Here is a 26,180-nt window from a genome sequence, read left to right on the forward strand (position 1 = left end):
AATTCAATACTTTAAAAGCGATTGAATCTGTGGTTTTATTTGTTTAGTACTTTCTTCTAGTGGATGATTTTCTTCGTCACCTCAATGCTATTGTCTAATTTGATTTTAACCAGATAAACTCCGTTAGCAAAATTAAATTTGGTTTTAAACTCTAAACTGTTTGTGTTGAAGGTTTGAATCAATTTTCCGGCAATATCGTAGAGCTCAACATGGGTGATGTTTTTCGAACTGTTGATGTTTAATTCGTGGTTTGCAATAAACGCCGCTACATTCGCATTGGTGTCAAAAGTATTGTTATTTAAGGCGCTGTTGTTGTAGCGGAGCACAAATCGGGTATCGAAACTGCCGGCTGCTGAGGTGAAACTGTAAGGGCTTTGTTTCAAATCGTGGATGATATTCAAATCTTTATCCTCAAGGTAGATGTTTTGGTTTTCAAACAATCCGTCGACACCATCGAGTCCGATAGAATAAGTATCCTGCACGGTCGACTTAAATCCTAATGTTACCTGATCCTGTTCGTCAAAAGGCAAAGGTCTTCCCTGAATGACGAGCTTACGCTCCGGAATCAACGAATACAACAACATGCCGGATTCGTCAATCGGAACACCATCGTACGTTCGGTCCCAACCTGTAGTGGCATCGGTAATATAACCTACAAGAATTTGACTGAAACCTCCGCTGTTGCTAATCAGGTCTAACCAAATACGGTTTTTGTCGGCAACACTATTCGCTGAACGTGGCTGTACATCCGATGGATTGCTATGTCTGAAAAACTGATTGTTGTTTCCGGTGACACGCATCGAATTTTTAAAAGTCACTGTAGCTCCTGTAGCCGCTGTTCCGGTACTTTTAGCAAAGAATCCTTGGCCTGAAGCGATAAAACCCGTTGGAACGACACCTCCGTTACCTGCAATACCTCTAAAACCAACAGCTCCAAGACTATTCCAAGCAGCATAATCGTTGTTGTTATAGTTTAGGGCGAAGGTTCCATAAAACGGATTCGGATTGGAAGCGCTAATAGGAGAATTATGCGTCCAGAAATAGATGGTTCCGTCTATAATTGGTGTATTCAATGGGTCGGTTAGAAATGCTTGCGCATCAAGAGCTGACGGATATGGGTTTCCTATCAAATTGTATTTGTCGTCGTTGGACACAAGAGGTAATGTTCCGTGATAAATCGGACTCGAAATGATACCATTATTTGGAGTTCCAATAAAGTTTGCGGTATAGGTTGTTGTATTTCCAGCTATTGGAGAATAGGTTTGCGGAGCACGAACACAATAACCTTTAATAGGGTTCATAATCGTAGCTGCAGATTCATTCGCCCAATTACCACCGGCATTGCTCACCGACGGTATCCAACTGAAATATTTATCCGGATAAGTATTAGGAGACAAACCTCCGGCACCACCCAATGCAAAATTGGAAGCCAGCGTAACAGGCGATCCCCAATAAGTAAAATCGTAACGATACATCGGTTGGGTATTCCTTTCCACAGTAATTATTCCTGTATTGGTGGCTGTGTCATCAGTTTGTATTAAACTCGCATTGTTGTTGAATTTTAGCGTACCCGGTGAAGCTACCGTAAGACCACCGGTCAATATCAAGGCATCGGGACTGTTGAACACCACATTTCCACCGGTAACCGAACAACTGCAACCGGATAAATTCCCTGCGGATGAATAACTCCCAGTAAAAGTTAAACTCGTATTGCCTGTTGGTGCAGATGGAGCCCAAGTGGTTCCATTCCAAGTGGAGCCACTCATCGTGATGGTTCCTGTGTTGGTTCGTATGCATCCAGTTATTGGTGTTGTTACTGTGGCCGTATATACGACCGGAGCTGGAGCTTTTGCATAAATCGTAGGTTGGTTCAAATGAATAGCCGGATTGTAGGCTGTGGTAGCGGTTGCATCGATATATAAGTTTGCCGTCGGAGCCCAAGTAATTGGAGTCTCAAAACCGAAAGTAACGATAGGCCTGTTCGCATTTGTTGTTCCTGTCAGTGAGGCACAAGATCCGCCACCGGTTCTCGAAATCGTACTTACGACCGCCGGAGTCGAGACCGAAACAGTACTGGCAACACCGGCAGTTCCCGTATGACAAATATTGATCACCACATTGGATGTGCCGTCCCAAGCAAACGGGGTACTAAAAGTGTGGGTATTCAATCCTAAAACTGGTAATAGATTTACGGTGCTGTAGACATTGGTAAACGCTGGTGTTAAATAGGTTGACGTCAAAACTGTGGCCGCTGTGTTGGCCATGCTAATCGCATAACTTCCCATAGCAAGGGTTCCTGCAGTCGTTACCGTAAAACCAATTGAAGTGATATTACCGCCCGTAATTCCTGCAGCATTCAGTTCTGCTTTCGTGAATAAATATTGTATTCTTACCTCGGTGGTAGTCCCTTGTCTGTATGAAGTGTTCGCTGCTACCGAAGATCCCGATGCTACGCCAACAGTTGCAGTACCGCTATTGGGTGTTGCTGCAAACGCCTGAATCGTATTGGGGCATATGTTGACTGTGCTTGGCGTAACCGTAATCGGTGTTGGAAGCGCATTTACTGTAATCGTGACGTCTTTCGTTTTTACACACGAAGCCGGTGAAGTTCCCGTAACAGTATAAGTTGTGTTTACGATAGGAGAAGCAGTAACCGTGGCCCCCGTTGTTGCACTCAAACCTGTTGAAGGGGTCCAAGTATAAACATAAGTTAAATCCGTACTGCTCGCTGTTAGACTCACACCACTTCCTAAACAAATCGATGTGTCTGGAGTAAGTGTGATGGCTGCAGGTTTCGAACCTGAAAATTCATCGGCACCGATATCCGGAGTGGTTGCATTTCTTGCTGTGGCGTCATAATCATCCAGAACAGAAACTGGCGTTCCTCCCGATTCGATGTCGGTGCATCCGGCAGTGATGTGCAAGTCAGCGGTAGCTGTATTCGTGAATGCTACGGCTATACCTGAATAACTATTTGCATCCCCGCCTGACGCTGTTTTCCATGCTAAGAAAGAAGTGTCCGTTGCGTTGCTTAATCCTATTGTTGTCGTTACGGAACAATTGAGTACGTTGTAGTTGGTGGTAATCCCTGTAAACGAAGAACTCGTATTGGCAAACGCATAATTTTTGCCCCCACTAGTTCTTGCCATCATGAAAATATTGTTCTTAATATCTGCACTTCCTGCAGCAGCGTTGAATTGGAAGGCCGTTGAAACCTGAGTTCCTGCATGGGCTCCGCCAATATAAATACTGTTGTAATAGTAATTTCTTGCGCCAAGGGCACCAGAATCATATACCCCGACAGCTTGCACCGTATTGTTATTCGTAATCGAGATCATGTTGTTCGTAACCGTCCAGGTTCCTCCGTTGGGTGCAAAACCAATGGTATAATTAGCCGCTCCTGTTGTAGTATTGGTCAAACCATAGATTCTGTTTTTGGAAATTGTTCCTCCCGCACCTGTATTGGCAGTAACTATAGCTGCAGCACTCACATTAATGGCACCTGATCCGGTAGCATTAATCGAAGAAATGGTATTGCCGCTGATGGTTGAGCCTGTGGCGCTCGATCCATAATATAAGGCAACGATTGGAATTCCTGCACCGGCAGTAACATTCGTAGTAGGTGCATTGATATTTGAAATGGTATTGGTACTAATGGTAGCACTGTTGGCTCCCTGCACTTCAATGCCTCTAACTGAAAAACCGGTTCCCGCACTGGTACTGGTCATACCATTAATCGTATTTCCTGTAATTGTATTTGATGTGGCGCCAAGCGGACTCACGTAAATGCCTCTAAACGAACCATCATTGGCAGAAGATAAAGAGGAAATCGGATTATTGGTAACCGTGATTGTTGATCCGCCAGTTACTGATATTCCACTGACTATTGAAGCCGCAGCTGTTGAAGTCGAAGAAATACCTGAAATGGTATTGGTGCTTATGGTAACGGCAGTTCCAGCCGAAGAACTAATGGCCGTAACCGTACTGCCGGTATTGGATAATGTTCCGATATTATTGTTGGATATGTTTTTGGTAGGCGAAGCAGAAGTACTAATGATTCCTGTTACTGCACCAGTTGTTGAAGACAATCCTGAAATCGTATTCAAGTTGGTATTGTTGGTTAAAGTAGTGGCTGGTTGCGCATTGCTGATTCCGATAACTGCTCCACCGGCTCCGGAAGAAGTTAAAGTGGAGATGTTGTTAGAGTTTATATTTAATGTAGTTGCTGTACCACTGGTCCCAATACTCAAACCGGTAATAGCATTTGTCGAAGTAATACCCGAAATCGTATTGCTGGAAACCGAAGATGTCCCGCCGCCCAAAAAGTTTACATTCAAAACAGTTACTGCTGAAGAACCTAATGCCCATGTATTAAAATTGTTTCCGGTAATGGTTTTTGTTGGGGAAGGTGTTGCGCCGTCTGTGTTTTGCCAACCTGTAACAGCCGTAGTACCTGATACTGTAATATTGGATAGGTTATTATTGTTGTTATTAATAATAGCGCCTGCTACTGAACTGGCATTGTCTAAATATAAAATCAAAGAACCACTTGCGCCACCTTTTGTAAAAGTACCTACGATGCTATTAGAATTCATGTTTTTAGTACCCGTCGCAGATAAAGTAACGCCATTCGTAAAGAAGACAATACCGCCTGTTGTATTCACATTCAAATTGGTGAAAGTGTTCGAGCTAATATCCTGCGATAAAGTGCTTGCGGAGTTGCTAATGAAGTTATGGCTTGGTGCAGCAGTAGCAGCAACGGTATGGGTAATACCTCTGAAGTCATTCGAAAGGATTGACAAAGCTGCAGCGGCAGTACCACCGGTATTCGAAATGCCTCTAAACAAACCGGAATTGGCAGCTGTGTAAGTGACCAAATCAGTTCCGGCAATCCCGAGAGTGTTGTTGCTTATCGAAATGGCTCCCGTCACAGCGCCTGAATTTTGAATGCCTGTGAAGTTGGATCCGTTGGCAGATGCAGAAGTAAATCGGATGCCTCTGATGCTGTTATAATTAATGTTAGTCGTAGCGTTCGCTCCCGAAGTTGTAATCCCGTTGAATGCATTGGCAGCGTTAGCATTCATGGTAATATTCTGAATAATATTCGAAAACCCAGCCGAGCCTATCGTAAGTGGAGAACCTGTAGCCGTAGAATTTATCCCCCTAAAAGTACTCAATGCTGTAGAGGTTCCTAAACTGCCCAGACTAATGCTGTTGGCCACCACCGAATTTCCGATAGTGTTGTTCGTAATGGTATAAACAGCAGAACTCGCTACATTGATTCCGGTAAAATCAAAAGCTGCCGAAGCCACTCCGGAAGTGGTTATAGATTGAATGGTATTGTTTTGAACATTAACTGTCGAGCTACTGGTTGCACTAATTCCCACAACAGTACCACCGCCAAAGGCTGCAGAGGCATTGAAGGTAATGGGTGCTGCCGCAAGTCCTATCGTATTTCCTATGATGTTTCCTATGTTTACGGTTCCGCTTGTTACATTGATTCCGTTGAATAAGGTAAAAAATCCTCCAAAAGTGGTAGTGTGTGCAATTGCTGCAATAGTATTGTTTTGAACGCTACTGCTGGAAGCTGTTCCTAGTGTTAGATTAATCGGATTGAAGACCGCTCCGGTAACTGTGCCTGTAAAAGTATAATTTCCTGTTCCTGCAGAAGTAGCATATCCAATGGTGTTTCCTGTAATTGTAAATGCATTTACGGCTCCTCCGTTGATGATACGAATAGCAGAATGAATAGCAGTCACATTGAGTGTTCTGGCAGCTGTTTGGTAAAATCTATTGTTGGTAATCGAGATGGTGTTCGACCCGATGGTTGCAACATCAATACCTGCGGAAGCTACCGTAGCACTGAAAAAGTCATAGATATTGTTGTTGGTGATTAAAATCCCACTGTTTTCAGCACCGGGTGTTCCGGTGAAGCAAATTCCTTTAGTCGGCAAATTCACGCCTGCAGGCCCAATATTACAAAATGAAATCGTATTGTTATCACTTCCGGTTCCCACAGATCCCGCGCCGAAGAAAATATTTCCGCCCGCAGTACCAGAAGCCATTGTAGCAGAGCCCAAAACAGTAGTGTTGGTCACCGTGTTGTTAATGGCATCAACCTGAAAACGAATCGTAGAAGTTCCTGCAGTAGCAGATACCGTTGTATTGGAAATGGTCAAGCTGTTTCCACCCGAATTCAATCCGTCAATGGTTACATTGTCAGCACCATTAATGTCAATTAAAGGATTTGGGACAGTAGTCGCTCCTGAAATCGTTCTTGGTCCGCAACCTCCCGGCTGAATTGATACTGAAGTAACTCCCGCAATTTGATTTAACGCTGCTGTTGCCACGCCTTCATTGGTGTCATTCAAGACAGAAATGGCGATGACACCGGTATGCGTTCCTGTAAGATTGATGGCGTCAAAAGCGGCTTTTAGTGTCGCGTAGTTCGCCAATAATGTTGTCCCAGTAGTTGCGGTTAAAACAATATTCCCTGGAATCAATTCCCCAATCGGGCTGATGCTTGCTCCAGGGGCATAACCCTGAAACGTAATCTGTGCCAATTGTGTTGCGGTAAGTCCGGTATTGTTGTTTCCGACAAAAACTTTAGCGCCGGTACAGCTGTTGGTCCAGCCGGTAATGGTGAGTGTTTTGGCTGGCGTCCATGCGACTAGATTACTGGCTGCAAAAGTCAGAATGTTGTTTCCTGTTCCAAGTTCAATGGTTGAATTGTCTGTCAAAGTCAAGGTTCCGACGGTATCGCTATAGCCGACTGTAGCTCCGGTACTGAATTTTCCACCATTTAGAATAACGTTGCTTGTATTGGCGATGGCATTGGCTGCTCCGTACTGTAAAGTTCCTTGATTGACAACTGTGGTTCCTGTATAAGTGCTTGATGCGGAAAGACGCGCGAGTCCGGGGCCAATTTTTCTGATGCCGCCTGTTCCTGAAATGGTATTCGTAAAATCTACACTTCCGCCCGCGCTCACGACATCAAAATTGACGGCATTGTTGTTTAAGTTGATGGTTCCGGAATAAGTGTGTGTATTTGAAGTGTTTAAAGATCCAATCGTGGCGTTGGTCGAATTGGCAGGAACCGTAACGGCGTTGGCTACTGTTGTAGGCGTTGAAACATTGCTGATGTAAAGTTTGTTGACCAGCGCATTGCCGTTTCCAACTTGAATGCCGCCCTGAATAATACCATTCGAATTTACCCAAAGTTCCCCTTCTTCTACAAAATAGCCACCGGATAATGAAGCGGCATTGTTATAATTGACTTCGACAATAGAATATTGCTTAAGATAAAAACCGACGCTGCCATTTCCTTCAGGATAATCATTGAGCGTTACTTTTTTAGAATTCGGACCGTAAACATAGAAAGGTTTATTCCCGCCATTGTATATCGGACGGTTAAAAGTCAAGCCTGCATTGATTGGGTTCAATTCAATAACAGTTCCGTTTTTTCCATGAAAAGGCAGGTTGAAAATCTGGGTTAAATTGGGCGAATAATTTTCAATTTTACCATAAAAATTAATCCCATTTTCGTTGCCAATCGGGCCGTCAGCATCAAATTGAGTGACCGATGAAGTGTAGGTTGCGGTGTAAGTAAGATTGTTGACGTCAATCCATGTTCCGAGATCTAGATACATGGTGGTTTGAAGGCCACTATTTTTTAACTGGATATTTAAATCCGTCGTAGAATTATACACCGCTGGACAGATGTCTGCAAACCAGTTATTACAATTCGTAAACCTTCCAATAGCATTATCTCCATCCCAATTGTTTTGGGCTTGTATTTTTTGAATACCCAAAACAAAAACAATCAGTACAATCAGTTTATAATGTAAATATCTCTTCATAACGCATCGATTAAATAATCAGCTTTCTAATGTTAATTTAAAGTTAGCCAAACTTGACAAAATTACAAATTTAATTTTTTAATAACCGACGCTTTGGCTTTATTTTGTTGGAATACAACATTATTATATTATTCTAATAAACAATACTTTATAACAAAAAAAAACCTCTTAGAATCAAGAGGCTTTTATGAATTTTTGTGAAAAATTTAAATTAATGAATAGTTTACATAATGTTAATTTTACGGATTCAATTTATGAATTAGTTTTTTGGCAACAATAAGATTGCTTTCCAACTTAATCTTTAGCAGATAAATACCTTCGGCATAGAAGAAAGGTTCGCTAATTTTTGTTGTTTTATTATTGGGAAGATAAGTTTTAATCAATTTTCCTGAAATATCATAAACCTGAACTTCTTTGATATATTGTGAAGCTTCAACCATCAAGTTCTTTTCATGTATAAGAGCAATTACATTCTGATTGGAGTCAAAAACCGAGGTGTTTAAAGCAGTATCGGTATAGCGAAGTACCAAACGGTCGTTGAAAGTGCCGATTTCTGAAGTAAAAATATACGGACTTTGTTTCAAGTCATGAATCGTATTGAGATAAGTGTCTTCGACATAAATGTTTTGACTCTCAAACAAACCGTCGAAATGATCCAGACGCAAAGAGTAACTATCCTGCAAGGTCGACTTAAATCCTAATGGAACCCGATCTTCGTCTGAAAATGGGGTCGGTCTTCCCTGAATCACCAAATCCCGGTCAGGAATCACCGAATAAAAAGTGGTGCTGCTACCATCTGTAAAACGTATTCCGTCGTAATTCCTGTCCCAACCTTCTGTTGCATCACTAATATAACCTACCAGAATTTGATTGAAAGAACCGCTATGACTCAACAAATTGAGCCAGATACGATGTTTTTCAGGATCATTATTGGCCTGTCTGAAGAATTGTGTATTGTTGGCAGATCGCATCGAGTTTTTGAAAGTCACGGGGTTTCCACTGGCTGCTGTTCCGGTGCTTTTGGTGAAGAATCCCTGACCGGTGCCGATAAATCCATTGGGAACTACACCACCTGAAAGTGCGGCGGAACCACGGGAACCTACTGCTCCTAAACTATTCCAGGAAGCATAATCGCTATCGGTATAATTGATTACGAAATCACCATAGAAAGGATCCACATACGCGGTGCTGGGAGCTGAATTGTGCGTCCAGAAATAAATCGTTCCATCAATTACAGGCGTATTGACGGGATCAGTTAAGAAAGCTTGAGCATCAATGGCTGAAGGATAAGGATTTCCTAATAAATTGTATTTGTCATTATTATTGCCGGCTCCTAAAGTTCCGTGATATATCGGACAAAGGATATTGCCATTGTTTGGCGTTCCTATAAAATTAGCAGTATAAGGGTAGAAAACCGTTGGTGTGAATGAAAAGCTTTGCGGTGCTCTGGTAATATAACCTTTTATCGGATTCATTATTGTGGCAGAAGTCTCGTACAACCAAGTGCCAAAACTATTGCCTACGGTAGGAGTCCAGCTGAAATATTTATCAGGTAAGGTTAAAGGAGATAAATTGCCCAAAGTAAAATTCGAAGCAAAGGTTACCGGACATCCCCAATAGGTATAGTCGAAACGATACATCGGTGTTGTGGTTCTTTCTATAGTAATGACGCCGATATTGGCAACATTGTTTACTTGTATTAAACTAGCGGAATTGCTGACAAAAAGCTGTCCTCCGCTGACCACATTGACGATATCAGTAACAGTAATATTATTGGCAGGATTGATTAATAGATAACCACCACTTAAAACCGTTAAGCTATAAGCGAGCGCATTGGTTCCTCCAGAGATGATAGGGTCAACCGCTGTGTTTGGAATGACGACACAATCTGATGCTGTCGGAACCCCAACCGGACTCCAGTTGCTTGCCGTGTTCCAGTCTGTTGTAGTTCCGTTCCAGTTTTTAGAGCCTGTGACCGTTCCTGTTCCTGTCATGCTTGTGGACGAAGCTGGGCAAGTAGCATCACTCAAAGCAGTAAGGGTATAAGTAGTAGGAATAGAAGGCGAAACATTAAATACATAAGGATTTGTAGTATTGCCAGTCACCGTTACAGGAGTTGTTCCATCGGTATAAGTAAATGTCCAAGGTGATGTTCCTGTCAATGCGATGCTCATAGGAACACTGCCGCTACAAGTGGAGCCAGTTCCGGAAATTGCCGCAGTCGGACCATTGATTACAAAATTCGCGAGCGATCTTACATTAGGATTGTTAGGGCAAGCCGCGTAATATGGATAAGTGCCCGGTGTATTGGTATTGGTTAATCCTGAACCGGAAACACCAACAGGATTAAACGGAGTTCCTGTACCAATTGGTATGCCACCAGCTGCTGCAGTATACCATTCTACGGTGCCTCCGACGACACCAGAAATAGTTCCCGGGCCGGTAACTCCCCATTGGAAGGTATTGGTTAATGTAATGCTTGATCCAGCGTAAAGCGTTGATATCAATGTATAAGTAACGCCCGCAGTCAATGTGGCACTCATCATCGGTTCATAGGTCGTCGGTCCGCTATCATCATCTCCGACAATCCAGGTGCCGCTTCCGCAATATCCGGGGTTGAATGGATTGATTACAATATACCCCATCGCGTCATAAGCTGTGGTCGGAGCCATTGTAAAAGTATAGAAACCTGTGGCGCTTACCTGAAAATCAAGTGAGGTGTAATTTGAAGTCAAACCCGCGCCATCAAACTGACAGGTTGATGAATTGGCCATAAAGATGACAGGACGAATAGCTCTCGGATCGCCACCGGCATCCCACGCACCATTGACTGTATTTCCTAAATTGGTCAGATTCGTACAAGATCCCGAGGCAGTCAAAGTTGCATTGCCTCCAGAACAGATGGCTGCGTTAGTGGTTACAGGCGGAGCCGCATTGGTGATGAACGAAATAGGACCTACCCAAACGCCTTTGTTGGCGCCACAATTAGATCGAACCCAAACATAATACATCGAACCCGAAGTAAGGCCGGTTAGATTCGCGGTAGTTATTCCGGCTGCTGTGCTTCCGTTTGGCGTAGTCACTAGTGTAGGGTCTGTGGCTGAAGTGGAATAAATATAATCGTATCCGCTGGCTGGTGCCGGACTTGCGGCAGTCCAATTGATGGTAGCCGTAGTAAATCCGATTCCGGTCGCAGGCTGATTTGTTGGATTTCCAGCGCAGGGTAAAGCGACTACAGTAAACGTATAATCTTCGGTTTCACCATTGGTGATCGAACCACAAGATTGCGGGTTGGAATCAAAATAGTCAGCCCTGATTCTCATGCGGTGATTGCCCACAGTAGCGTTGCCGGGAACTGTAAAACTTCCGGTATTGCTGGCGAAGTAATTTCCAGAACCGTATACTTTTTCCCCTGCATCATTAAAATCTAGATCATCATTCCAATCTACCCACATGGTGAATCCGAAAGTTCCTCCGCTGTAAGCAGATGAAAAATTCACCGTGCCATAAGGCTGCTGGCTGACCACTTGAGCTAGAAAATTGCCATAACCACTTGGGGAATATCCAGAGCCATTATTGGTGATATTGGCAATCCCTCCGGTCGTGGAGAAATTATTGATGTAATCAAGCGATGATGTTGAGGTCGATACACAATAACCGGTATAGAAATTCCCTGAAGGCGTCCAGCTGCTGAAAGTGCCGCCGCAATCACTTCTGACAAAAACATAGTAAGTTGTATTGGCAATCAGGCCAGTGAGATTTGCCGAAAGTCCTGCAGCTGCAGTTCCTGAACCTCCCGGTGCGACATTACTGGTAGATATAAAATATTGATAACCATTGCTTGGTACAATTAAAGGCACCGACCAATTGATGGTTGCACTAGTCAATGTAACATTGCTGGCATTGGATAACGTCGGCGGCAAACAAGACGGGCTTAACGTTACACTAACGTCATCCACAAACAGGTACCATAAGTTGGAAGGCGACATGCCGTGAAATCCGATATAGTAAACGCCTGTACTTGAAGGCGTAAAATCAACTGTTTTTTGAATGTATGGAGTATTACCAAGAACCGTTATGGTAGGAAACAATGTAGTAACCATAGAAGAAGATGAAGGTGATGTGCCGTATTTCACTTCGAGTAATTCGTCATCGCCGGTAAAATTATAAGCTCTTGTATAAAATGTTAGTCTATAGGCAGTTCCTGCAGTTAAATTTAATCCGCGAATATAAAACCAGTCGTTCATCGCGTTGGCCGAATCATACTGTATTCCCATCTGATTTGTTCCTGAAACCGGAGCAATCGCTGTAGCATTTCCTAAAGAAGTACTCGTGCATGTTTTCCAAAATCTCGTATCACCATTGGTGTTCTCAACAGCCACACAAGCCGGAAGTGCCGGTTGGGTAACACTGTCAAAATTTTGCGTATAAGGAACGTTCGAGGCCGTACAGGTTGTAGTCACATTTCCTGACACATAACTGCTGTTACATCCATTGGATGCAAGTATTCTGTAATAATAAGTCGTTGCTGTAGCCAATCCCGTGATGTTTAAGATAACAGTCGGATTCGCAATAGTAAATGGGGAACCCGCGATATTGGCGGTATATCCGGCATCAGTAGTTACTTGAATCGTATAGTTGATGGCGGCAGAAGCACCTCCTGTTGGGTTGACCCAATTTAATGTAAAGCTGCTATTGTTAAGGTTGCTCGTAGTCACGGCATTGGGCACCGCTACGCAGGTCAGTACATTACCTGTTAATGCCCCCGAAGCGTTGTAAACTGGACCTCCAGAGCAAGGAGAATTGTTGTAAGCATAAATAAAATAGTAATATCTCGTATTTCCATTCAAGCTTGTATCGCTAACGCTTGGTGTGGGGCTGTTTTGCACAAAAGTAAACCCGCTACCCAAAGAAGCAATGTTGCCTGCATTATAAATTGTTCCGTTTGAAGGTTGCGTTGGCGGCGTATTGGTCAAAGAACGAACTACTAAAAACTGATCGGCAACGCCTGTAAATGTAAATGCAGCCGAGGTAGCGGTCGTCGCTCCCAAGGTAAAAGCCGAAGCTTGGCTCGCAGGAGCCACACAAGGAACTACTGTAGATGCACAAATTCCAAAAGTTCCATTGTTATCATTGCCGTATTCCCAAACTCTTATGTATACTGTAGATCCGGGTATAAGACCGGTTCGGTTGATATACGACATGGCTCCGTTGGCACTATCGTCATCATCACATTCAATTAGAGTCAATGCGCCACAAGCACCCGAATAAAGCGCAATTCCTGAATCGAGCATCGAACCTGTTTGGGAATCGATGACTAGAATTCCATTCGCTGGAACCACAGCTTTAAACCATATATCGTTACCTAAATAATTTCCGCAACCCGGAGCCGGAGTACCGGTAGTGGAACTCGTCGTTGCAGAGGCGTTTGAGTAGGTGCTGTAGGAACAACTCGTATTCACTGTAAGCGGAATGGCTGTAATGCATTCATCATTAAAAGGGAAAAGCGTTGTACCGTTACCGGTTAATGGCCCTGAAGTGTTGTACACCGGCCCACCCAAACAGGATGTATCGTTATAGGCATATATGAAATAATAATACTGAGTGCCAGAAGCAAGTCCGCCACCAGCAATAGAATTGGTTGCGCCACTTTGAACAAAGGAAAATGCTGCTCCTAAAGTAGCGATGTTCCCTGCACTGTAAGTTGTTCCATTTACCGGCTGCGTTGGTGTTGCGTTGGTCAAAGAACGAATGACCAGATAACCATTTGCAGTTCCCGAAAAAGTGGCCGGAACCGAGGATGCGGTTACTGTTCCAAGCACAAAAGCCGTAGCTTGAGCAGGAGCCACACAAGCCGGTAATGAAGTAGTCACATTACCAGACGCGTAAGCACTGCTGCAACCATTACTCGCAAGAACTCTATAATAATAGATGGTATTTGAATTGAGTCCCGAAACGGACAATGTAGTAGTCGGCGCTACAACTGTAAAAGGAGAACCTGCAATCGGGGTTGCATAGCCTGCATCTGTGGTGACTTGTACTGTATAAGTTAGGGCTAAAGCCGAGCCGCCGGTAGGTGCTGCCCAATTGATGTTGAATCCACTTGAGGTTACCCCTGATGTTCCAAGAGTATTGGGAACCGCTGGGCAAGTGATGCCAGAACCTGTTAAAGGCCCCGAATTGTTGTAAGCTGGCCCGCCAGTACAGCTCGCGTCATTGTATGCATAGATGAAATAATAATAAGCCGTATTGCCGGTCAAACCTGTTCCGGGAATACTTGTCGAGGCGCTACTTTGAATGAAAGTAAGCCCAGATCCCAATGTGGCGATATTACCAGCATTATAAACAGTTCCGTTTGTGGGTTGCGTTGGCGGTGTGCTACTCGTAGATTGAATCACCAGATAACCGCTGGCGCTTCCCGAAAAAGTAGCAGGTAAGCTTGTTGTTGTTTTTGTTCCTGCCACATAAGCCAAAGCGGCACTCGGAGCCACACATCCTGTAGGTGATGAAGAAACTAAAGAAATATCATCAATAGCGGCTGGAGGTTGTGTCCCGGTCAATACATCATTTCGCCATTCGAAAACCAATCGGAAACTAGTTCCTGCAAAGCTTGAAGGAATGGTTACCTGAGCAGCGGTAACCCATGAACCCTGAAGGGCATAGTTGGCTAAACCAACATTAACGCCTGTCGGAACTACTACAGTAGATAAAGCAGTGTTAAATACAGGAGTATAAGTAGTAGGAACCAGCCATATCCTCATTCTGTCGATGGTTGTCTGACCCGCCCCAATCCATTTGAAGTTTAAAAAAATATTCGTTTCGCCTGCAGGAACGGTAATATCACGATACAAATGGGTAGCTGCGGCTGATCCGGTTGTAGTGTATGCGTGTGGAGGAACCACGGGTGTTCCGTCGGTATCATTCGAGATATAGGCACATCTAGACCCGCTAAAACCTGCAGTGGCTCCAGTGTTGCAAACCCATTGGTTGCTTGAAGTCGCGGGTGCTGTATCTGTAAACCAGTTGTTGGCGGCAAAAGTACTTCCGGTCTCAAAACCACCGTCGCCGGCTGGTGAGATAAGCGTAGTCTGAGCCTCAGTTTTTGCTACACTTAATAAAATAAAAGCAAGTGTAAAAAGGCTAAGGCTATTTCTGATTGGAAGTTTTATTTCATAAGTAAAGGCTTTCCCTATAAAAAGGGAAACCGCTCTAAAATAATCGAAATTGGGAGTAATGTAATTTTTCATCATAGCATCATCATAACAAAATAAGGGTGATAAAATTAACACAATTTTCAGAATAAATCGGCAACATTCTTCCTAAAATTATAAACAATATTCAAGGAAAATGCTTTTTCAGTTTAAAACTATGAAAGAAGCTCCGGATTATACACAAAACAAAGGGAGTTTCAAAAAAGCCATAAAAACTGTTGATTATCAGAAAATTGGATTTAGACCCAAAAAATCTTACGGAGCATCGTAATTCAGGTACTTTAAATTATAAATTTATCTTGTCCGAAAAAATTAAAACCTCCAAACAAACAATTTAGAGGTTTTAATTTAGAGGTTTTATTTCTTCTGAATCAGTTTTCTCGAAACAACAACACCATCATGAAGTTTGATTTTAGCGATGTAAACGCCTTCCGAGGCATGGAAATCCATTTCAAAATGCATTCCCGGGTTTTTTAAGGTTTCCACGGATATTAATTTACCTGAGATGTCAAAAAGCGAAACCTGATTGATGAATTCGTTGGCGTGAATTACTAATTTTTGTTGATTTAAGTACGCTATTAAATCCGAAGCAAATTCATTAGTATTCGTGCTTAGTAATCCATTATTATAACGCAATACAAAGCGATCATCAAAAGTTCCGATGCCTGAAGTAAACACATACGGACTTTGTTTCAAGTCATGAACGATATTCAACAAGCGGTCTTCAATATATATATTCTGGTTTTCAAACAAGCCGTCGAAATGGTCAATACGAATCGAGAACGTATCATTCAAGGTCGATTTATAACCCAACGGAACCTGATCTTCATTGCTGAAAGGTAAAGCCCTTCCTTGAATCACTAAATTCTTTTCAGGAATAATCGAATATAAAGTGATGCTGTTGTTGTCGGTAAAACGCACGCCATCGAAATCACGGTCGTAAGCATTTGAAGCTCCGTCAGCATACCCAACTAAAATCTGATTAAACGATCCGCCCTGATTGATCAGATTCAACCAAAGTCTGTGTTTTTCCGAAACATTTGTTGCCGAACGGTTGCTGTCAGCATTTACAATCGAACTTCTGAAAAACATATCGTTATTAAAATTAACACGCATCGAATTCCTAAATACTACCGGATCGCCATTGGTTGCCGCAGCCGTACTTTTAGCAAAGAAACCTTGTCCGGAAGCGATAAATCCATTCGGAACCGCACCTCCAGAACCAGCCGCAGCGGTAGTTCCGGTGCCACCCAATCTGTTCCACGAAGCATAATCGTTCGCTGCATAATTGATGATGAAATCGCCGTAAAACGGATCCACATTCGAAGCGCTAGGTGGCGAATTATGCGTCCAGAAATAAATCGTACCATCAATTACAGGCGTGTTGGCAGGATCGCTCAGGAACAATTCAGCGTCAACAGCCGAAGCGTAAGGATTTCCTAATAAATTGTATTTGTCGTTGTTGTTGCTCAAAGGCAATCCACCGAAATAAATCGGACAATAGATGTCGCCATTGTTAGGCGTTCCGATGAAATTGGCCGTATAAGGCACTTTCACAGTAGGATTAAATGAAAAATTCTGAGGCGCTCTGACGATATACCCTTTGCGCGGATCCATGATGGTGGAAGCCGATTCGTAAAACCAATTGCCAAAACTATTGCCCACAGAAGGAATCCAACTAAAATATTTATCGCCCAAAGTCAATGGAGAAAGCATGCCTAAAGTAAAGTTCGATGCCAATGTGACCGGGCTTCCCCAATACGTATAGTCATAACGATACATCGGTTGCGTAATTCTTTCGATGGTCACTTTACCCACATTGACCGCATTGCTGACCTGAACTAAACTCGCATTGTTTCTAACGGTAAAGTTGGCAGTAGCATTCACGTTTACGGCATCGTTAATTGTAATAGCGTTGGTAGCCGTGATTTCTAAAGAAGCATTGGCCAACAAAGACAATGATTTTCCAAGTGCATTATAATTGGTACCGCTTACAATCGGGTCGTTGGTCACATTTGGAATCACGATACAATCAGTAGCAGTCGGAACCCCAACAGGCAGCCAGTTATTGCTATTACTCCAATCTGTATTTGTTGCTCCAGTCCAGGTTTTGGTGAAACTCGTAATCGTGAGACAATTGCTTATTTCGCTGCACTGAACGCTATTCAAAGTCGAGGTGACCACTACATGATAATAAGTTGTTTGTAAAACATTTGGCGCATCATAGGTTGCACTTGTTGCTCCCGGAATGTTGCTCCAAGGGCCGCTACATCCGATGGTGTTGCTTTGCCATTGGTATGAAATTACACCGTTTGCCGAAGCAGGTGCTGTTACAGTGAAGGCTGCAGGATCGTCAGTACTTCCGCAAATGCTTTGGTTGCCATTGATGACAGATGCAGTTACAGAATTGACGAATACCGTTACAAAATTCGATGTAGCCGAACAATTACTACTGTTCACAGTTGCGGTTGCAATTCGTCTGAAATAACAAGTTTGTGTGATCGGTCCCGGAGCATCATATGTGGCGCTGGTCGCACTGACAATGTCTGTCCAAGGACCGGCACTTGAAACCGTACTGATCTGCCATTGGTAAGATAAATTCGTTCCGGTAGCCGCTACAGTAACCGTAAATGCTGTTGGATCGCCACCACTGCAAATGGTTCTGTTGCCGCTAATGGTTCCAGAAGTAACAGAATTTGCAGTCACCGTAATGCAATTGCTTGATGCCGTGCAAGTCACGCTATTCAATGTCGAAGATGTTACCCGTTGATAGTAAGTCGTCACCAACAAACCTGCCGGTGCGTCATAAGTTGCTGAAGTAGCACCCGGTATATTGGCCCAAGCACCGCCACAACCTGTCGTATTGCTTTGCCATTGGTATGAAATCGTGCCTGCGGCTGTTGCTGCTAGGGTTTCGGTAAACGCCGCCGGATTGTTGCCGCATAAAGTTTGGTCGCTGCCCACAGTTCCTCCGGTTACGGTATTGACAAACACCGTAATACAATTGCTGTAATCGGAGCAGGCAACGCTATTTAAAGTAGAAATGGCAATTCTTCTGTAATAAGTTGTAATGCTCAAACCGGCTGGTGCGTCATAAGTTGCTGCTGTAGCACTAGGAATATTAGCCCAGATACCAGCGCAACCTGTCGTATTGCTTTGCCATTGGTAAGTTATAATACCTGCGCCAGTCGCCGCAACGCTTCCAAAGATATTCGGATTTCCGCCATCGCAAATGGTTTGGGTTCCGGAAACAGAACCAGGGTTTATCGAATTCACGGTGATTAAAAGCGCAGCCGTTGTTGCCGTACAAGTAGTTCCGTTCACGGTTGAAGTAACGATTCTTCTAAACCAGGTGTTTTGTGTCAACGTGCCGGAATCATAAGTAATTCCTGTAGCACTTGCGATATTATTATAGGTGAAACTGTCTGTACTGCTTTGCCATTGGTAAGTCAAATTCAGACCGGTCGCCGCTGTAGTTTGTGTGAAAGCCACCGGATCGCCGCCACTGCAAATCGTCTGATTCGCTGCAATGACACCACTCGTAACATTCGGAGCTACAGTAATATTGATGATGACCGGCGTTCCATTACAGCCATTCGAAGAAGGCGTAATCGTAAACTGCACAATCTGACTGACCGCAGTCGTATTGGTTAAAACCGGATTGATGGCGAAAGCATTTCCAAAAGCGATATTTCCTGAAGTGCCGCTGTTGGTTCCGGTCACGTTCGCGGTGTTGTTTCTCGTCCAACTGAACGTCATGTTGGCATCGGTGATGTTTCCGCTTACGGAGATTCCTGCGCCGCTTCCATTACAAACCGTAGTGTTGTTTCCTGTAGCTGTGGCCACCGGAATCGGACGGATCGTCACATTGAAAACCTGTGGGGAAGTACTGCAAATGAAGGAACCAGATGGTGGCCCGGGATAGTTGTATACATTCGGCACAATCGATACTGAAGTGACTACTGTGGCGTTCGTATTATTGACAACAGTCAAAGGACCAATATTGGCGCTCGAAGTTCTGAATCCAAAAAAGGCACCTCCGGTGGTTCCTACAGGACCGCCAGTTCCCGGACTGATGTATGTCGGATCCGCAGTCCAGTTAAAACGCACGGCTGAAGTTGAAAAGTGAATCGAACTAATATCCGGAGTAAAGCTACTTCCCGAACAAATCGGCCCGGCAAGATTATCATTGAATCCGAAAGAAAACCCGATACTGCTGACAACCTCTACAAAGATTACATTACTGGTAACGTTGCCGCAAATGTTGGTGGTAATCAATCGGTAGTACGTATTGTTTGTACCTCCATTCACAAACGGAGGCTGATAAGTAGTGCCGGTAGCCCCAGCGATATTATTATAGGTAACGTTGTCGGCACTGCTCTGCCATTGGTAAGTATACACACCCGAACCTCCACTAGCCGGAGTTGTGATGGTTAGCGCAGACGGATTCGATAAAACGCAAACGGTCTGAGGTGCATTGATGACCGGAGCAACCAAAGGCGCATAAACGGTAACCGATGCAGTTGTTGTTGAGCTGCATCCATTGGGTGCCAAAGCAGTAATAGTGAAAATCGTAGTTTGTGTCGAAGTCGTATTGTTCGTAAATGTGCCGGTGATGGTAGCGCCATTTCCAGACGCCGCGATTCCGGTTAAGTTGGATGTGTTGTTGCGCGTCCAGCTGTAAGTAGTACCCACAACAGCATTGGAATTCCCGATATTGATTGTAGTAATCGCCTGCAAATGACAACGCGTCTGATTGGTCGGCGCTACTGTGATGAGCGGTGTAGGAAGCACAATAACATCAACAGTTATGGGGTCTGAAGGGCAGCTGCCTGCATTGCCCGTAATCGTAAAAGTGACAGTTTGATTGCTATTGGTATTGTTCACCAAAGTTCCTGCGATAGTAGTACCATTTCCGGAACTAGCCACACCGGTAACATTGACGGTGTTGTTTCTCGTCCAGGTGAAAGTCGTACCAGCAACAGCATTTGGGTTTGAAATCACAATCGATCCGAAAGGCGAACTTCCGCAAAGCGTTTGTGATAGAGGTAAAGCTGATACTGTCGGTTTAGGATTGACGATAATGGTAATGGTATTGATGGTGGTGCTGCAGCCATTCGCATCGGCTGTAATTGTAAAAGTAGTCGTTTGCGCAATATTCGTATTGTTGGTTAAATTTCCCGAAATCGTAGCATTAGTTCCTGAAGCCGGAATACCAGTCAGGTTGGTAGTGTTGTCTCTGGTCCAACTGAAGGTCGTGCCAAGCACAATATTCGGATTGGTTACAACAATTGGTGTAATCGCATTATCCGAACAAACCGTCTGGCTCACTGGCGCGGCCGCAACTGTTGGCTTCGGATTCACGAGAACACTTACCAGTACAGGATTTGAGAGGCAACTTTCATCTGAAGCTGCGTACAACGAGAAAAGAGTGGTTTGAGGACTATTGGTTGTATTGGTCAAGGTTCCTGAAATGGTGCTTCCGATTCCGTTGGCTGGTATTCCGGTAGTATTGGTTGTGTTATCACGCATCCAGCCATAGGTGATGACGCCCGAAATTCCGTTAGGGTTGGTCAGTAGGATATTCGCAATTACATTCCCTGAACATATAGTTTGCGAAGGAACACTTCCTGCTACAGTAGGTTTAGGATGGATGGTTACAATGACAGAAAAAGTACTGGCAGCGCAACTTCCCGATGTAGCGGTAACCGTATAAGAAGCTGTTTGATCCGTATTAGTCGGATTGGTCAAAGTCTGGTTGATTGACACCTGAGCAGTTCCTGCAGTACCTCCTGTCATTCCGCCAGTTACTGATGGAACTCCCCAAGAATAAGTAGTGCCGGCCGGAACAATATTTCCCGAGCCATTTACAGGAGTGAATGAGAAGTTCTCATCGCTGCAAAATGCCGAAGTGATATTATTCACCGCTGGTTTCGGATTGACGGTGACTACCAAAACGAAGGACTCTCCAATACAAGCACCGGCAGTTCCTGAAGTAGGGGTAATAAAATAAGTAGCCGTTTGTGGTGCATTCGTAGGATTGTCTAATGTCTGATTGATGGAAAGCTTGTTGAGACCCGCAGTACCTCCGGTTATTCCACCGGTAACTACAGGAGCAGACCAAGTATAAGAAGTGTTGGTAGGAACCACAGTGGCAGCTGTTGGGACACCATTTGTTATCGTATAATCGAAAGTATCCTCACTGCAAACCGATAAAGTCTGATCGGGAATAAACGGTGTTTCATAAACCACCAAAGCCGAATTATTGGAAGACAATCCGCTGGTACAAGTATTACTGACAACACAATGATAATCTGTTGCGGCATCAGAAAATGTAATAGGGTTAATCGTCAGAGAGTTTGTGGTTGCGCCGTTAATGATTCCTCCGTCGGTCAACATCGTCGCACCTTTATACCATTGGTAGTTCAGTGCGCTACCCGAAGCAAAAAGGAGGAAGTTCGCAAAAGAACCTGCACAAGCGGTTAGTGTTACACTAGGCTGTATAATAATACTGGCATTGTCATTTACAATTAAAACAGCGTTGTTACTGGTTATAGCACCACAAGGACTCGTACCGCTCACTATACAGTTGTAATTATTTCCGGCATCACTTAACGTTAATGAACTTATCGTCAAGGTAGATGAAGTCGCTCCTGAAATAGTTCCCCCGTCCGCCAAAGCAACAGCACCTTTGTACCACTGATAAGATAAACCCGTACCGGTAGCCGTTAGAGAAAAAGTTGCAGTAGTTCCAATACAAAGTGTTTGCGTCGGTGATGGTTGGTTGGTGATGCTGACTTTTTCATTGACGATTAATTCGGCATTATTGGAAGTAACTGGAAAGGCACAACTGCCGCTAACAACACAATAATAATTTGTTGAGGCGTCAGTTAAAGCCACGGGGTTTATGGTTAAAGTCGATGTGTTGGCGCCTGAAATATTTCCACCATTGGCTAAAAGTGTAGCGCCATTATACCATTGATAACCCGTAACCGCACCCGAAGTACTTATCGAAAAACTTACTGAATTGTCAGTACATACAGTTTGAGAAACAATAGGCTGAAGCGTGATGGAGTGCGCTGTATTGACATTGACTGTAACCGAAGCACAAATTGTAGTGTTACAGGTTCCCGCATAACGCACGTAATAAGATGTTGCAGTTGAAGGTGAAACATTGATACTGTTTCCAGTACCGGCTGAGGTTCCGCCACATGAAGTGGTAAACCATTGAGCCGTTGCTCCGGTTCCGGCAGTTCCGCCTACTACTGTTAATGTTGTGGAATTGCCGTTACAAATGGTTGTCGTTCCGCTGATACTGGTTGGAGCTACCGATGGCGCATTGATGGTAAACGTTGTCGGGCTGCTTGTAGCCGTTCCGCTTGCAGTCGTTACCGTAACAAAACCAGTGGTTCCGGCTCCGATGACGGCTGTGATTTGCGTGCTCGTAAAGGAAGTGATTGAAGTTACTGAAGTACCACCAATTTTCACATTCGCTGCAGTAATTCCTATAAAATTGGTTCCATTGATTACAATCGTATTTCCCGCGCAACCATTCGTTGAGCCTAAACTGGTAATCGTAGGAACTGCCGCCGTCACATTGATGACATAATCCTCGGCCTGACCTCTGATACCATCCTCGCAAGGCGCTGCGGAATAGCTTGTAGTTTTAAACATCACGCGCATTTTGGTCAATCCTAAAGTGGCGCCAGCCGGAACAGCAATGTTTCCTGTCAATGGTAAAGCCGCCACATCACCGAGAGAATTCGTTAACGAACCGATATTATAAATTTCGTTGGCATTGTTGCCAAAAGTTCCGTTTTGATCCCAATCAAAATAGACTCTGAAAAAGTAAGTGTTGTTTCCGTTGGTATTTCCTTTTAGTGAAATCGCATTGGTCGCTGAGCCCTGAATTACGGTTCCAGTGAGGCAAAAACTGCTGTATTCCGCTCCGACACCAACTGTGTTTGAAGTCGTGTTATTAATTCCCGCAAAAGTGACATTTGAAATGGGACGAACGCCACCTGTAAAACTAGGCGTACAATAATTTTGAAGCACCGAAGTGTAAGTAATCCTGATTTGTCCGTCAGCACCATCACCGCCAATGCGGCCAAAACATCCACCGTTGCAGTTTCTGAAACCACCACCGCCACCGCTACCGGGATTGGTCGCGTTATTTCCGTTTCCGTAAGTATTTCTTGAAGCGCCGCCCGCCAGCGCGTTGGAGAATCCTCCAGCTGCACCCAGTGCAGTTGTTCCTAGGGAACCGTTTGTTCCATTAATATTGGTAGTGCCGCCAGTAGCTGTTCCGCCAGTACCCACAGCACCTTGGTTTTGGTTTCCTCCGGTTCCGCCATTTGCGGTTAGAGCCAAAATGGTTGTAGCCGTTCCGCTGCCACCATTACCGTTACCACCAACGCCACCGGCACCGACCGTATAATTAATGATCTGACCGGGCGTAACTGCTACGGTATAACTACTATATCCGCCGCCGCCGCCGCCAGAACCACCATTCGGGTTAAAGTCTGCAGCACCACCGGCACCACCGGCACCCCAAGCTTCAATAATTATAGAGTTGACGTCGCACGGAACAGTCCAAGTTCCGGCTCCCGGAGTATTGATGGTTGTGGTTTGTGCGCTGGCAGTATTCGAAAGTAGGAAGTTTATCAGCAGTAAAAAGATCCATGATAAGCTTGTTATCGAAGGCGTTTTATCCAATAAAAGTGATCCGGAATTGTGGTAATTCTTTTTCATTTGGTTTAAGACTAAATTGATTTGGCTCTACAAATTTATCTCACCTTGCTACTCGGCAATAATTTTATGGGTAACTAACCGTAAAAATCGATGAAATACGGTTTATCTTATGATTTGCTTAAGGATTGCATCAAAGTGTTGTAGAATAAGTGTTTACGATAAATTAACATCGTGTTTTTTATCGATTTTTTATGCATTTAACAGGGTTGTTCGCTGAAATTCATTTTGTACTTTTCTTTAAAGTCATTCTAATTTTATTACTTTTGAGCATCAATTTTGTCACATGAAAATTATTGCTTTCCTATTGGTGTTTTTCCCTTCATTGCTGTTGGGCCAGACGGCTTTCGAAAAAGGCGAACGCTATTACAATGCAGAAAAATTCGATCAGGCAAAACTGCAGTTGGACCTTTACCTCAAACAAAACCCTAACGACCTGAAAACATTGGAGTATTTGGGCGATATTCAATGTCAATTCAAGCAATGGGAAAAAGCAGTTCCGTACTATCAGAAACTCATCAAGATCAAACCAACTGAAGCAGATTATTTTTATAAATACGGTGGCGCACTCGGTATGCAAGCTAAGGAATCCAATAAATTCAAGGCGTTGTCCCTGATTGGCGATGTCAAAAAGGCTTTCGAAAAAGCGATTGTCCTCAACCCAAATCACATCGGAGCGCGTTGGGCCTTGCTTGAAATTTACATCCAATTGCCCGGCGTGGTGGGTGGCAGTGAAAGAAAAGCTGTAAAATATGCCAACGAACTTTTAAAAATTTCCCCTGTCGACGGCTATCTCGCCAAAGGCCATATCGAGGAATATTTTGAGCGATACAACCTGGCCGAAAAGCATTACAAGAAAGCTATCGAAATAGGGAATTCGTTCACAACTTACCAGAAACTGGCCAATCTTTACCAATACAAAATGAACCAACCCGAAAAGGCGAAGCAACTGCTGGCCGTTTATAACGAAAAAAACAAATCATAAATGCGTACCCATTTTATTGCTATAGGCGGAAGTGCGATGCACAATCTCGCTCTGGCACTACATCACAAAGGATATCAGGTTACCGGAAGCGACGATGCCATTTTTGAACCTTCCAAAACAAGACTTGAAAAAAGAGGCTTATTGCCTAAAGAAATGGGCTGGTTTCCGGAAAAAATCACCGCTGATATCGAAGCCGTAATTCTCGGAATGCACGCGAAAGCTGACAACCCCGAATTGCTTAAAGCTCAGGAATTGGGATTGAAAATCTATTCGTATCCGGAATTTCTTTACGAGCAATCGAAGCATAAAACCCGCGTGGTGATTGGCGGTTCGCACGGAAAAACGACGATTACTTCGATGATTTTGCACGTAATGCATTTTCACAACATCGAAGTCGATTATATGGTCGGCGCGCAACTCGAAGGCTTTGACACGATGGTGCATCTGACTGAAGCAAATGATTTTATCGTGCTTGAAGGTGACGAATATTTGTCTTCGCCGATGGATCGTCGTCCCAAATTTCATTTGTATCATCCGAATATTGCGCTGATTTCGGGTATTGCTTGGGATCACATCAATGTATTTCCGACTTATGAGAACTATGTCGAGCAGTTTGAGATTTTCATCAAAATGATTACCAACGGCGGGATTCTGGTTTATAATGAAGACGATTCCGAAGTCAAGCGCATTGCTGAAACAGCGACCAATCCGATCCGAAAACTGGCTTACAAAACGTCGAAGTATAAAGTTGAAAATGGCGTGACATTACTAGAAACACCAGAAGGCAATATGCCGATTGAAGTTTTTGGTGCGCACAATCTCAACAATCTCGCCGGTGCCAAATGGATTTGCCAGAATATGGGCGTCGATGAAGCCGAATTTTATGAAGCCATCGCCTCGTTCAAAGGCGCTTCAAAACGTTTGGAGAAAATCGCCGAGAGCAAAACCAAAGTCGCTTATAAAGACTTCGCGCATTCGCCGAGTAAAGTTTCCGCAACGACTAAAGCCGTCAAGGAACAATATCCAAACCGGACATTGGTGGCTTGTTTGGAATTGCACACGTATAGCAGTTTGAATGCTGAATTCCTCAAAGAATATCAGGGCGCTCTTGACGCAGCCGACGTTGCCGTTGTGTTTTATTCGCCCGATGCGGTCAAAATCAAGCAGCTTGATGAAGTTTCTTACGAGCAAATCGCCAGTTCATTCAATAGAAATGATTTGATTATTTATACGAATCCGAAAGATTTCAAAGCGTATTTATTCGGTCTTAACCTAGAAAATTCCGCGCTTTTATTAATGAGTTCGGGCAATTACGGCGGATTGAATTTCGATGAAGTCAAAGCTTTGATTCAATAATCCACTTCAATTTATAAAAGA

General features: G+C 43.9%; 5 protein-coding genes. 2 read left to right on the top strand and 3 right to left on the bottom strand.

The genetic code is table 11. The annotated features are described in order from the left end of the window. Positions 1-56: 56 nt before the first annotated feature. From Q0058_RS00705 to Q0058_RS00715, 3 genes are all read right to left on the bottom strand, one after another. The gene (locus tag Q0058_RS00705) at positions 57-7,859 is read right to left on the bottom strand and encodes a T9SS type A sorting domain-containing protein (RefSeq protein ID WP_298220664.1); all 7,803 of its coding nucleotides are present in this window, start codon (positions 7,857-7,859) and stop codon (positions 57-59) included. Positions 7,860-8,098: 239 nt separating this feature from the next. Beyond that, positions 8,099-15,109: a fibronectin type III domain-containing protein gene (locus Q0058_RS00710; protein WP_298220666.1), complete on the bottom strand. Its 7,011-nt coding sequence runs from the start codon at positions 15,107-15,109 to the stop codon at positions 8,099-8,101. A gap of 318 nt (positions 15,110-15,427) precedes the next feature. Beyond that, the gene (locus tag Q0058_RS00715) at positions 15,428-23,821 is read right to left on the bottom strand and encodes a PKD-like domain-containing protein (protein WP_298220669.1); all 8,394 of its coding nucleotides are present in this window, start codon (positions 23,819-23,821) and stop codon (positions 15,428-15,430) included. 283 nt (positions 23,822-24,104) lie between these two features. On the opposite strand from Q0058_RS00715, the gene Q0058_RS00720 reads away from it, so the two are divergent. Both Q0058_RS00720 and Q0058_RS00725 read left to right on the top strand, forming a co-directional pair. Then, positions 24,105-24,803: a hypothetical protein gene (locus Q0058_RS00720; protein WP_298220671.1), complete on the top strand. Its 699-nt coding sequence runs from the start codon at positions 24,105-24,107 to the stop codon at positions 24,801-24,803. Beyond that, positions 24,804-26,159 (top strand): Mur ligase family protein, encoded by a 1,356-nt coding sequence (locus Q0058_RS00725; protein WP_298220673.1) that lies wholly within the window; start codon positions 24,804-24,806, stop codon positions 26,157-26,159. Positions 26,160-26,180 lie beyond the last annotated feature (21 nt).

Origin of the sequence: Flavobacterium sp. (assembly GCF_027484705.1) — a bacterium.
GTDB lineage: Bacteria > Bacteroidota > Bacteroidia > Flavobacteriales > Flavobacteriaceae > Flavobacterium.

Coding starts and splice junctions, on each gene's coding strand:
- Q0058_RS00715 (WP_298220669.1), bottom strand. CDS start 23,821: ATGAAAAAGAATTACCACAATTCCGGATCACTTTTATTGGATAAAACG.
- Q0058_RS00710 (WP_298220666.1), bottom strand. CDS start 15,109: ATGATGAAAAATTACATTACTCCCAATTTCGATTATTTTAGAGCGGTT.
- Q0058_RS00720 (WP_298220671.1), top strand. CDS start 24,105: ATGAAAATTATTGCTTTCCTATTGGTGTTTTTCCCTTCATTGCTGTTG.
- Q0058_RS00705 (WP_298220664.1), bottom strand. CDS start 7,859: ATGAAGAGATATTTACATTATAAACTGATTGTACTGATTGTTTTTGTT.
- Q0058_RS00725 (WP_298220673.1), top strand. CDS start 24,804: ATGCGTACCCATTTTATTGCTATAGGCGGAAGTGCGATGCACAATCTC.